This is a genomic window from Candidatus Neomarinimicrobiota bacterium (assembly GCA_021734025.1).
In the GTDB taxonomy this organism is placed as follows: Bacteria; Fidelibacterota; JAANXI01; order JAANXI01; family JAANXI01; genus JAANXI01.
Genome location: JAIPJS010000007.1, coordinates 162,848 through 175,209 on the forward strand (window position 1 = coordinate 162,848; position 12,362 = coordinate 175,209).

Consider the following 12,362-nt stretch of genomic DNA (forward strand, 5'->3'; position numbering starts at 1 on the left):
ATACCATGCATTGTAAAATAATTTCCCTGATAATAGTTATTTTTGCCTCTAGCACCTTTGCCCAATCGCCAGAGATTAGCCTGTCTGTGGATTACTATCCATCGTTTGGTGCGGCCATAGAGGCACAGCGATTCAATATTCCCGCTTTTACCGAATACGGGGAATGGGGATTTGGCGGACGACTGCAGGTGGAATATGGTGATTGGCTCTCGGAAATATCCCTCACCAGCGCCGAACCGGAGCGACGGCCCTATTTCCCGGACAGATCCCAGTTCCGTTTTTATAATGCATTTGTTGGATACAGTATTAAATCGAATACCATATTCGGGATAAAGTGGCAGCGGAACTATGGCTCCTTGATGGTTGTAGGGTATGATGATGTGGTCTATCTCTCCCATGCTTTAGGGCCGGCACTTCGGGTAAACATGCCAATCTATACTTCGGCAATACGTGTTAATTTACAGACGAATACGGCATTCTATCTGTGGCGTTATCTTCATGGTGAATACAATATCCCCAATGAAGAGAGAGAAGAACTCTGGACACACCCCTTTAGTGAAACAACCTGGTTCACTGAGATTTTACCACTCGAAATTTCGCAATCACTCGCACTTGCATATAAGGGTTTCCCGTTATCCGTCAAGATGGGCTATGCCGCCTGGCTGGATCTGGCCTTTCAGGGCGAAAATATGAACATTTTGGCCTCACCACAGGTGAGTTTGATTTATCGGTGGTAAGAAACAGAAAATTTAAAAAAAAGACCCTTGCAGGGATTAAAAACCCTGCAAGGGTCAATAACAATCGTTCAAAGGCGAATAGTTATGTGACTACTCCTGCTCCGCCAGCCACCGTTCGGCGTCGATAGCCGCTTTACATCCGCTGCCCGCGGCAGTGACAGCCTGTCTATAAACCGAATCCTGCACATCACCACAGGCGAACACACCATCAATATTGGTATAGGAATTATCGGGCTGCGTAATGAGATAGCCCTTGTCATCCATGTCCAGCATTCCCTCAAATATGTCGGTATTCGGCTTGTGTCCAATGGCGTAGAACAGGCCGTCGATCTCCATTTCCCGGGTTTCGTCTTTTTCGTTGTCTAACAGCGTGACGGATTTCAGTCCACCGTTGTCGCGGTTGCCGTGGAGTTCTGCCACTTCAGTATTCCAGAGAAACTCGATCTTTTCGTTTTTATTTGCCCTATCGGCCATGATTTTTGAGGCCCGGAGTTCGTCCCGGCGGTGCGCAATATAGACCTTCTTTGCGAACTTGGTGAGGTAGGTGCCCTCTTCCATTGCGGAATCACCGCCGCCGACTACAATCACTTCCTGATCTTTGAAAAAGAAGCCGTCGCACGTGGCACACGCGGAGACACCGTATCCCATTAGCTCGTCTTCGTTTTCCAATTTCAGGGTTTTGGCCGTTGCACCCGTGGCAACGATTACTGCATGAGATTTGTACAGATCATCGCCGACCCACACTTTGAAGGGGCGTTCCGAAAAATCGACCTTCGTCACGTGTTTAAAATGCGTCTCGGCGCCGAATTTCTGCGCCTGTTTCCGGAAGGCGTCCATCATATCCGGACCCATGATGCCCTCAGGAAACCCAGGATAGTTCTCCACATCTGTGGTAATGGTCAACTGGCCGCCGGGTTGTTCACCCTCGAATACCAGCGGTTCCAGATCGGCCCGGGCGTTATAAATGGCTGCGGTCAGTCCAGCAGCACCAGACCCGATAATAATAACATTGCGTACCTCGTCGCTCATAACATCTCCTTATTGCGATTTATTTGTGTCTTAAAATTTGTCAAAGCCTAAAAAGTTAATATGTCTCAAACCATATTTCATCAATTATCCGTTTTTTCCCACATTCGATGTTTAGACTCCAATGGTGTGCAAACGTTACAAAACACTGATTATTGGCAATTTTGCTTCGACAGTTCATCCAATTTAGCTACATTATTTTTATGCGTTTGAAATCACCACTCACCAGAGAGGCTTTATCCATAGGATATCCCATCATCGTGGGAATGATTTCCACTACGATTATGAACATCGTGGATATCGCCATGGTGGGGCGTCTTGGCGCCGCGGCAATTGCTGCAGTGGGGCTGACCGGAATATTTTTCTTCACTATATCCAGTTTCCTGTCCGCCTTGGACGTAGGAGTGCAAACCGTGGCTGCCCGCCGATACGGAGAACAGGAGTATCACGAAACCGGCACAGTACTCTGGAACGCACTCCTGATTGCCGTGCTGACTGGTGTACCGGCTACCATCCTTGGCATGGCGTTCGGCACGAAGTTCATCGTGCTGCTGAACAGCGATCCGCAGGTGGTAGCTCTGGGTCAGGATTACATCTGGTACCGGTTCATGGGGATTGGCTTTGTAGTTATCAGCATGGCATTCCACGGTTTCTTCAACGGCATCGCCAAAACCAAGATTCACCTGAAGGTGACCGTCGTCGCCAATGCGTTGAACGTTCTCCTGAACTACCTATTGATCTTCGGAAAATTGGGACTCCCGGAGATGGGCGTGAGCGGGGCTGGGCTGGCCTCGACCATCGGGATGGCGTACAGTGTGCTTGGTTATGCTTACTTTGGACTGCAGGAACCGATTCGTTCTAAGTTTGCGTTTCTCGTTCCGGCGCGTTTTAAACCTGATATCATCCGAAAGGTGGTGCGGCTTTCCATTCCCGTGGCAATCCAGAATGCATTGGTGCACGCCGGATTCACCGCCTTCCTGGTCATCGTCGGGAAAATTGGGACCGTGGCGTTGGCCGCAAGTGAGATTGTGTTCAATATCCTGAGTTTTTCCTTTATGCCGGGATACGGATTTGGTCTGGCGGCGGGCACTATGGTCGGAAAATACCTCGGTGCACTCGATCCGGATAAAGCAGAGCAGAGCGGCTGGATCGGGATGCGTTTGACCATCGTCTTCATGGGCGTAATGGGCATCGTGTTCATCCTGATTCCGGGATATATCCTGCGCTTGTTTACCACGGATCTGGTCGTTATCAGGGAAGGTATAATCGCCCTGCAAATCCTTGGAGCGATTCAGTTTGTGGATGCCATCGGGATGTCGCTGGCAGGGGCACTCCGCGGGGCCGGCGACACCCCATTCGTTGGTATTACGGAAATTATCATCAATCTGGGGTTATTTCTGCCGACTGCGTATCTGTTCTCCATCACGCTGCAATACGGACTCTTTGGTGCGTGGATTGCGTTCGGTGTCTACATTATTTCTTACGCCGGCGTAATGATCTTCCGGTTCCAACAGGGACGGTGGAAGGCGATTGAGGTGTAGCAGCTTGCCCTGGTGATTGCATTGGCTTCTGTTTTCATTTAGGTTCCACTATAACAGTTGTTCTGATCGGCCTCGGGATTAATTTTGCTAGTAATTCTGCCGAGCGAAGACAGCCAGAACCGACTGTTTGACCGAAGGGAGTTTCGGTTCTGGCCTGAAGTAAGGCGTAGAATTTCTCAAAATAAATCCCGCAGCATTGATTTTTTGTCACTTTTTTATCAAGAAAAAAGTGAGTATAAATTAGATTTTACACTTTCGAGCAGAAGTGTGAGGACGGAAATATGCCCTTATCTCCACATTATGAACATAACCGTCTTATCGCCCACGTGGACATGGACTGCTTCTTCGTGGCTGTGGAACGCCTGAAAGATCCGTCACTCATCGGCAAGCCGGTGGTAGTCGGCGGCAATCCGGAGGGCAGGGGCGTCATCAGTTCGGCATCGTATGAGGCGCGAGAATATGGCGTGCACTCTGCCATGCCAGCTGGTCGCGCGAAAAAGCTTTGTCCCCAGGCGATATTTTTACGCGGGAGCTTCAGCGATTACACCTCGTATTCCAGAGATGTGAGAGCGGTTTTGGAAGAATTTACCCCGCTGGTAGAGATGGCCTCCATCGATGAGGCATACCTGGATCTCACCGGAACCGAACGACTATTCGGCCAACCGATGGAGATCGCAGAGATTATTCGTATGCGAATCCTGGATAAAACCGGACTGGTCGCCTCATTTGGCGTTGGGACAAACAAACTCATTGCGAAAATCGCGTCGGATTACGGAAAGCCGGACGCAATTACCTACGTCAGACCGGGTTTCGAGGCGGCCTTCTTAGCACCGATGGATATCCGCAAACTCCCGGGTATTGGTCCCAGCACCGGCGGTAAACTCAAATCACTGGGTATCACCACTATCGGAGAACTGGCTGAATACGAGGAAGATCGTTTATCACGAGAATTCCATGAACATAAGCGGGCCGGTGAATTACGGGATCGGGCCAGAGGGATATCATACAGCCCGGTCAAACCGGAACGGGAGCGAAAGTCCATCAGCAAAGAGGTCACCTTTCACGATGATATCACGGATCCGGAGTATTTGAAATCCGTGCTACATTATTTGGTGGAGCAGGTTGCGGTTAAACTCCGGAGCCTGAACCAGCACGCGTGGACGATCAACCTGAAGTATCGCTATCCCGACTTCGAGACGCATACCCGGGCGAATACAATGAACACCGAGACCGATCAGGATGAAGTCATTTTTTCGGCAGCAGAACAGCTGCTGGATGATTCTGCAGATATTCAGCGGGGAATTCGTTTGATAGGTGTCGGTGTTTCCCAATTGACCGATCAAGGCGAGGCACAACTGGGACTATTCGAGGAGAGCGCTTCTGAAACTGAAGAGGCTAGTAAACGGACCAAGGCCGTGGACGAACTCCGCAAAAAATTTGGTTTTGACTCGGTGGTGTCGGCGCAGTCAATAAATATTGTTCGAAGAAAAAATGTGCGGAGGCGGGGGAATGATGAGGAGTAAAAAAACATATTTAAACCGCGAATGAACACGAATATTTGATACGGTGTTTTGCCGTTTTTACCGGAAACTCAGTGTCTGAGCACCCAAATAGAAATTACAAGAGCGAATTTTCCACTCGAAAGTATAGAATGAAAGACTTTCTATCGGTGTGGAAGTGCGAGTTCTGAGTTTCCTTGATTTTTTCTACCCGTTTTAGTGTCCAAGTTTTCCACACAAGCGTATCAAGACAAAACGGGTAATAGTCATCGGGAGTTCTGGTTTTGGCAGGCAGAACGGTGTAGATGTTATAGAAACAATTTAGTGAGCCGGATTTTTGGATACTTTTTTTTAAAAAAGTGTCAGAATAAAGTATTCTGTCGCCCCGCTGTGGCTTGCACCATAGTTTTATATCTTTCATCCCCGGGCTGAAGCCCGGGGCTATTCAGGTTCCACCCCTCAGGGGTTTGGAAGCACGCCCAATTGAAAAACCTGAGTTGTTGGTTTCCTTGATTTTTTCTACCCGTTTTTTCCCTGAGGGAATCCCCATGGGATATTAAGGAAAAACGGGTAATAAAAGTTATTCACGCAGCCCGAATAAATGCCGACGCCGGCCCAACCACATCCTGCCCATATTTTTCCCGCAGTGTATCCAGTTGCCTGGACAGCGCATCATCTTTGGCAGACGGCGCATCCTCAAACAGATCCATCTGATGGACATACGGACGAAAATCGGAGACATCTACCATCACCGCACGGATGCGGTTGCGCCGGGTGTTTGCACGTCCATACAGCGATCGGCATTCCTCGATGACCGCCCGATCCGAGTGGTGCGTAAATGCTCCGGCGGCAGTGTTTTCGTAGCTATCGGTGTAGTGCACATGAAAAATGACCTTGTCCGCCAGCCGGTTCTGCTGGCGCAGCTGAAACGCCACCTGTTCCGCCACCTGTTGCACGGCGCCCTGGAGCACATCCTCATCATTGGTAGCCGCCTCCAGGATGACCCGCTCCACAATATGATCCCGGACAGCCGGCGGCCGCACCGCCGAGGTGTCAATGCCATGGGATTGCTGTCGTACTGGTGTGCCGAATTCACCGAAGATGACATCCGAGGTGTAATGGTTTACTGTGAGATGCTGGATATGCTCGATCATCCTGGCGTTCAGGCAATCCAACGCGCTTTGGACCGGCTTTTTCCCGACGATTGGGAGGTGTTGCCGCGGTAGCGGAGACAGAAACGGCACCTCCTCGCCCGATTGCACTGTGAACAGTCGATCCGGTACAACCCTGGTTGAAATAGCGCTGATCAATTTGTTGCGGCTGATCCCGACCTGGGAGTAAAGCGTGGCCTTCTCCTCGATGCTCCTAGTCACCAGATCCCCGGCGCGACGATACGATTTGTAGAGGTGCTCCATGCCGTGCATGTCCAGGTAGAACTGACCGGGATTCCCCGGCTCGATGATGGGACAAAAATCCTGCAGAATTCCATAGATGGCCTGATGCGCACGATTATACAGCGCCGAATTCGCAGGGAGGAGGGTGGTGCGAGGCGACATCTTCTGGGCCAGGGAGACGTTCATACCGGGACGCAAGCCTTCCTCTTCCGCTTCTGGAGACAACGAAATAATCGTCCCGTTGGAATTCCCGGACGAAATAATCCCCACCGGCCGGGTGGCCAGAGACGAGTCGTCCGTTCGCTCCACCTGGATGGGAAATCGCGGCAACCGGATGTGGAAGACAGCCTGATTCATCGGAAATTCCTGTTTGAAGTTTTTGTTCACTGACCTGTAGTATGCGTAGTGAACAAAAAGTGAACATACGTAATGTAATGAATCGGGAATGTGAGAAACAAGAGGGGAATTATATAATTACTCTGATCTTGTCGTCTGACAGGGAGCTCTACGAGGAAGAGTGGCCTTCGATCTTTCTTTTATTTCACTTTTGTCTTGATACCCCAAAGGGATCCCTATGGGACAAAAGTGAAGAAAAAATAAATAGCAAGGCCAGTAAGCAGTAATACAGGGGATTCCGAGCCCAACTGGTTGGTGTTAACCGGAAACTCAGTGTCTGAGCACCCGAATAGAAATTTTAAAAGTGGACCTCCCATTAGAAAATATAGAGTGAAAGACCATCTGTCGGTGTAGGAGTGCGAGTTCTGAGTTTTCGGGCCTTTTTGGGTACTTTTGTGGCTGGACAAAAGTACCTTAAAAAAAGATTTTTGTAGGAGGGAGTCCTTGGTAGGGATGTCCTCGAAACTAATTTATGACCAAGTATTCCACCACACCAGAGGTGGTTTCGGTGCACACTTTCCCCGGAAGGGATGCCGTTGGGATTCTAAAAAAGTGTGAGAGAAGAACAATCTGTCGCTCTGACGGGACTATTCATCTATCGCCCATTCAGAGCTTATATATACGATTTTGATCTCAAATAAATTACTACGGATTATATCTCCCGAATCCGAATTTTATCAGTGGTAACAACAACGAACTTCCGGTATAAGCTGTCGCCATATTCCTTGATCACTGTATTGAGAGTGCGCCCAATTTTTTGAATATCTGTCGGGTGATATCTGAGAAAGATGACGCCGCTTGATTGTTGGCGATGGACAAAAATCCACTCACCGAAATCACTGTCTTCCGTGATGAGAATGGATTGGGTTTCATGGGCCTGTTGTAATATAGCATCGTCACTAATACCGGGGGAATCCTGTACAATTGCAGACCAACGTAGATGTGGGGACTCAGTCAAATACGTGGTTAGGCGAAAATCGACGCTTTCATCGATAAGAAACCGTAACATTGAGCACCTTATTTATCCGCAGGCTCAACCATTTCTTCGGTGCCAATAACTTCCGCCGAATAGGAAATTGCGGCAAGAATATCTTCACGGGTGATATGCGGATACGCCCGGAGCAATTCTTTTATCTCCATTCCTCCGCCTAATTTTCTCAGGATTAATTCGACCGGGATTCTCGTCCCTTTTATCACCGGCTTTCCCAACATGATGTCGGGGTCAGAATGGATATGGTCTTCGTAGGAATTTTTCATTGTCGCCTCCTCTTAGAAAAAATAATATACATAACGACCGGAACAAAGAATTACCTGATTGCTGATGTTTATAATTCATAGCGAGGCCAGTTTTTCTGTTGTTTTGATCGGAAACTCAGTGTCTGAGCACCCGAATAGAAAGTGGAAGGATTATCTGGGCTGGCAGCAATTTTATGAAAGGCCATCTGTCGGTATAGAAGTGCGAGTTCTGAGTTTCCTTGATTTTTTCTACCCGTTTTGTATCAAGACAAAACGGGTAATTAAAAAGACGGTGTAAATGCTCTATAAACAATTTAATGTCCAAGTGTTCCATACAGGCGAGCCGCCGGATTTTTGCACACTTTCCCCGGAAGGGAGCCCGTTGGGGCTAAAAAAAACCAAACATCAATTTAGGCAAACGCCGCCGAGCCCTTCCGCTTTTTCCACTTCTCCAGTGACCGGTCCAAACTCTGCATCTTATGAATTGTTACTGAGTACACACCGAAGTTTTCCTCGACGGTTCCCTGAAGCACAAACAGCTGCTCCCAGCGCACCAGATCGTTGTACCGCTCGTAAGCCTCCGGAAACAGGACGCACTCGAAAATATCCGTCTGATCCTCGAAGGTGAGAAACTCCATTCGCTCGCCGCCCCGGGTGCGGATAGCCTTCCGCGTGATGTTAATCCCCGCGAGATTGACGCGCTTGCCCACGTACGCTCCAATATTTCGTGCTTTGATGGTGCGCGGCCCGACGTACCACTCGTAGTGATCCAGCGGATGCTGGGATACCGGAAAGCCGAACGACTCGATCTCCATGCGGTAGGCGTCCCGTTCCTCCACCTCCGGCATTGCCGGCGGCTCGGCATCGGCGCCGACGGATTGCATGATGGTCGAGGCAGATTTTCGGTAATAGTATTCCATCGCCTGATAGGTGAGTTCCGGGCGGGAGCGGTCGGGAGCCAGCCGATCAAAACACCCGGCCTTAATCAGCAGTTTTACATCCTCCAATGGGATAGAGACCCGACTCAGAAAGTCTCCCAGCGATGTGAAATCGCCGTGAGCTTCGCGCTCGTCGAGCACCGCCTCGAGGCTCTTCTGATTGATCTCGCTGATCTGCATGAATCCAATCAGGATGGTATCACCGTCGCCGAGATAACCCATCTCGCTCTCGTTGATATCCGGCAACCGAAGGGAAACGCCTAACCGCTTCGCCTCACTGAGATAGGCGTAGGCCGAGTAAAATCCGCCCTGATTGGTCACCACCGCCGCCAGGAATTCCGCCGGATAGTGGGCCTTCAGGTAGGCGCATTTGAACGAGAGCATAGCGTAACTTGCCGAGTGCGGCTTATTGAATGAGTAACCGCTGAAACTCTTGATCATATCCCATATCTGATCGATGAGTTCCTCGTCATAACCGTGCTCCCGTGCGCCATCATAAAAGCGATCCGTGATTTCCTCAATCTCCCATGGACGAGCATTTCTGGACATAATTTTCCGCAGCCGGTCGGACTCCTGATACGACATCCCAGCCATCACGCGGCCGGTGATGGAGACCTGCTCTTCGTAGACCATCACTCCATAGCTCTCATTCAGAAAGTCCAGATCCGGATGGATGAGCTCCCACGGCTCACCGTGGATTCGCTCAATCAGCACATCGATATAGCGGTTCGCCGCCGGACGGATCACCGACGAGTAGATCACCACGTGCTCGAAATCGACGTGTGCCGCTTTGGCCAAGAGCTGGCGGGTCGCCGGGCTTTCAATATAAAACACGCCCGTGGTCTGCCCGGCTTCCATCATCTCCACCGTGCGCTGGTCTTCGACAGCGTTGATGTCATCATATTTGAGATGCGTCCCGTTATTCGCATTGATCTGCTCTAACGCGTCCCGGGCCACCGCCAGGGAGCGATTGCCCAGCAGGTCGATCTTCACCAGGCCGGCGTCCTCCACCTGATCCTTTTCCCATTCCACGATCTGAACGCCTTTCGTGGCGCGCAGCACTGGTACGTATCTTCGGATATCTTCCGGTACGATGACCACGCCGCCGGAGTGGACTGATGAGTGCCGGAACACGCCAAGGATTCGTTCGCTTTGCGCCAACACCTTTTCCAGGGTTTCGCTCAGATGCAGATTCCGAAAGTGATTGTCATTTCGAACCGTGTCGAGCAGGTTATCGCCGATAACGGATCGATAGCCCAATCGCTTGGTGATGGCGTTGATTTCTTCATTGGAAAGCCCGTACACCTTGGCCGCCTCGCGCACCGCCGACCGCGGTTGCAGCCTCACTTGGTTGCTCACCATAGCCGCCCGGGTCTCGCCGTATTTCGCAAAGACGTAATCCAGAATGTCATCCCGCTCATCCCACGCGAAGTCGATGTCGATGTCCGGCGGATCGACGCGTTCCTCGTGGAGAAACCGTTCGAAGTACAGGTTGTACTTGATGGGATCGACCTGGGTGATCCCCAGGCAGTAGCTGATGATGGAGGCCGCCGCGCTGCCGCGTCCCACAGTTTTGGTCGCCTGCTGCACAATGTCCCGGACCACCAGGAAGTATGGCGCGAATCCCTTCTCCGTAATCAGCGACATCTCCCGGTCGATGCGTTCCTGTATTGCCGGACTGAGATAACCGTATCGTTCCCGGGCCCCATTCTGCACCAGCTGGCGCAATTTGTGAGTCGACTTTTCGAGTTTATCCGGCGCCGTCTCCGGGAAGATGGAGCCGTCGTACTTCCAGTCCGTTTTGCAGCGTTTGGCAAGGCGGTAAGTGTTCTCGATGGCTTCGGGATATTGCGGATATCGGCGATGCATCTCTGCCTCCGTGACGAAATAATGCGCGGTGGATTTTACCTCGTCATCGGCGAGATCGTCGAGGCGGCAGTTCCCGTCGATGGCCCGCAGCAGGCGGTGCAGCGGTTGCTGGTCCGGAGTGAGAAAATAGACGTTGCCAGTCGCTACCGGATCGAGGTTGAGTTGTCGGGCGGCATCGAGCAGTTCACGGGTCGGGGCCCCGGGACGGAGTTCCGCAAACAGGTGATCGCCGGGAATACGCTCCGCCAGCCGTTGCAACATCGCTGGGATAGAGCAGAGGATAAATACGCCTTCCTGATATTTGATTACTGTCTCCAGCATATCATCGGATTCTTCGTGATGGAGCACCGAGAGAATGTGGCAGATATTCTCGTAGCCGGTTTGGTTTTCCGCCAGGAGGATGAAATCCAGATCATCTGTGAGCAGGTTCGTCCCGGCGATGGGGTTAATGTCGTAATGCCGGGCTTCTTTGACGAAATTAATGAATCCCCACAGGCCGTTGACTTCGGTCAGCGCCAGGTGGGACATGTTGCACTCAAGCGCCTTGAATATCAAATCTTCCTGGGAAGCGATCCCGTGCATCGGTGAGTATGTGGAGTGTACGTTGAGATGGATAAACATCGGATCTGCCTGAAATAGTTTTGTTCGCCTTTTGTACGAATAAGTTATGGGATCGGGGGAATGAAATGCAACGGGAATGTCGATTATTTGTTTGGGTATTTGGTTTTAGCCCCTCTCCTTGCCAAGGAGAGGGGGTTGGGGTGAGGTGGATTTTTCATTTTTTAAAAATCTAATCTTCGGCGCTTTTTCGAACCTCACACTCCTTTCTTTTCCTGCCCTTTTGGCTTGATCCAAAAGGGCGAAAAAATCAAGGCGACGTTTTCAATTTTGACCGCTGAAGTCACTCGTGCCGGGCGAGAACCGGAACTCCCTTCGGTCAAACAGCCGGTTCTCGCTTTTCGCCACTCGTTCCCGCGGTGCCCAAAATTGAAAGCGAGGCCAGTTAAAACCATTAACTCTTGTGTTTATTGGGCCTTGCCATGCGTTTTTTAAACTGCTGCCGGAACGCTGTTATCAGACACCTGGTTTGAGCAGTCCTCCGGTCATTGGCCAATAGAGCGAAATTGATTTGAAGGCCATATTACCGGAAAAAGGTAAGCAAGATCCAGTCAATAAAATCGAAGAGTCTGCTCTAAAAAGGGGCTGAAGCCCCTCTATTATATTATATACCCTTATTTACCCCGGCATAAATGCCGGGGCTATTCATATTCTTCTTATTTTCCATTAGTGACTTAAATTACCAAATGGGAATGTACTTTTTAGAGTACACCCATCGAACTTAAACGGAAACTCAGTGTTTGAGCACCCGGATAGAAAATGAGCGGATTATTGATACTTGGGATAATATTATAAAAGACCATCTGTCGGTGTAGAAGTGCGAGTTCTGAGTTTCCTTGATTTTTTCTACCCGTTTTGTATCAAGACAAAACGGGTAATAACTAGAATGATTTACTGTTGTTTCGGTGGATCTTGATAATTTTTTTAAATTTTCTAATCCCTATCCCGTTCGGGTGGGACGGGGCTATTCTCATATTGCCCCATTAAGGCAAAAGATTCCCATCTTAAATTTTTAATTTTGGTTTTCTTCTTGGAAAAATCGATTAAGATTATCCCAAAGGGAGCCCTGCGGGGAGAGTATGATTAAGATTAGAAAATAATTAACTCT

General features: G+C 50.0%; 8 protein-coding genes. 3 read left to right on the plus strand and 5 right to left on the minus strand.

Translation table 11 applies throughout. From position 1 onward, the window contains the following. The first annotated feature begins 5 nt into the window (after positions 1–5). Positions 6–737 (plus strand): hypothetical protein, encoded by a 732-nt coding sequence (locus K9N57_09880; protein ID MCF7804488.1) that lies wholly within the window; start codon positions 6–8, stop codon positions 735–737. A gap of 90 nt (positions 738–827) precedes the next feature. Here K9N57_09880 and trxB read toward each other — a convergent pair whose 3' ends face one another. Further along, positions 828–1,766, minus strand: a complete 939-nt coding sequence (gene trxB, locus K9N57_09885) for a thioredoxin-disulfide reductase (protein ID MCF7804489.1) — start codon at positions 1,764–1,766, stop codon at positions 828–830. Positions 1,767–1,966: 200 nt separating this feature from the next. On the opposite strand from trxB, the gene K9N57_09890 reads away from it, so the two are divergent. Both K9N57_09890 and dinB read left to right on the plus strand, forming a co-directional pair. Next, complete coding sequence (locus tag K9N57_09890; protein MCF7804490.1) at positions 1,967–3,304, plus strand: MATE family efflux transporter; 1,338 nt, start codon at positions 1,967–1,969, stop codon at positions 3,302–3,304. Positions 3,305–3,585: 281 nt separating this feature from the next. Further along, positions 3,586–4,827 carry a DNA polymerase IV gene (gene dinB, locus K9N57_09895; protein ID MCF7804491.1) on the plus strand — a complete coding sequence of 414 codons (1,242 nt, stop codon included), beginning with the start codon at positions 3,586–3,588 and terminating at the stop codon, positions 4,825–4,827. A gap of 560 nt (positions 4,828–5,387) precedes the next feature. Here dinB and K9N57_09900 read toward each other — a convergent pair. The 4 genes from K9N57_09900 to K9N57_09915 all read right to left on the minus strand — a co-directional run bounded on the left by K9N57_09900 (position 5,388) and on the right by K9N57_09915 (position 11,257). After that, on the minus strand, positions 5,388–6,554 hold the full coding sequence (locus K9N57_09900) for a hypothetical protein (GenBank protein ID MCF7804492.1): 1,167 nt from the start codon (positions 6,552–6,554) through the stop codon (positions 5,388–5,390). Positions 6,555–7,245: 691 nt separating this feature from the next. Further along, positions 7,246–7,602, minus strand: a complete 357-nt coding sequence (locus K9N57_09905; protein MCF7804493.1) for a DUF5615 family PIN-like protein — start codon at positions 7,600–7,602, stop codon at positions 7,246–7,248. Positions 7,603–7,610: 8 nt separating this feature from the next. Then, entirely contained in the window at positions 7,611–7,850 is a 240-nt protein-coding gene (locus K9N57_09910; GenBank protein MCF7804494.1) for a DUF433 domain-containing protein, read from the minus strand. 389 nt (positions 7,851–8,239) lie between these two features. After that, entirely contained in the window at positions 8,240–11,257 is a 3,018-nt protein-coding gene (locus K9N57_09915; protein ID MCF7804495.1) for a DNA polymerase III subunit alpha, read from the minus strand. Positions 11,258–12,362 lie beyond the last annotated feature (1,105 nt).

Coding starts and splice junctions, on each gene's coding strand:
- K9N57_09880 (MCF7804488.1), top strand. CDS start 6: ATGCATTGTAAAATAATTTCCCTGATAATAGTTATTTTTGCCTCTAGC.
- trxB (MCF7804489.1), bottom strand. CDS start 1,766: ATGAGCGACGAGGTACGCAATGTTATTATTATCGGGTCTGGTGCTGCT.
- K9N57_09890 (MCF7804490.1), top strand. CDS start 1,967: ATGCGTTTGAAATCACCACTCACCAGAGAGGCTTTATCCATAGGATAT.
- dinB (MCF7804491.1), top strand. CDS start 3,586: ATGCCCTTATCTCCACATTATGAACATAACCGTCTTATCGCCCACGTG.
- K9N57_09900 (MCF7804492.1), bottom strand. CDS start 6,554: ATGAATCAGGCTGTCTTCCACATCCGGTTGCCGCGATTTCCCATCCAG.
- K9N57_09905 (MCF7804493.1), bottom strand. CDS start 7,602: ATGTTACGGTTTCTTATCGATGAAAGCGTCGATTTTCGCCTAACCACG.
- K9N57_09910 (MCF7804494.1), bottom strand. CDS start 7,850: ATGAAAAATTCCTACGAAGACCATATCCATTCTGACCCCGACATCATG.
- K9N57_09915 (MCF7804495.1), bottom strand. CDS start 11,257: ATGTTTATCCATCTCAACGTACACTCCACATACTCACCGATGCACGGG.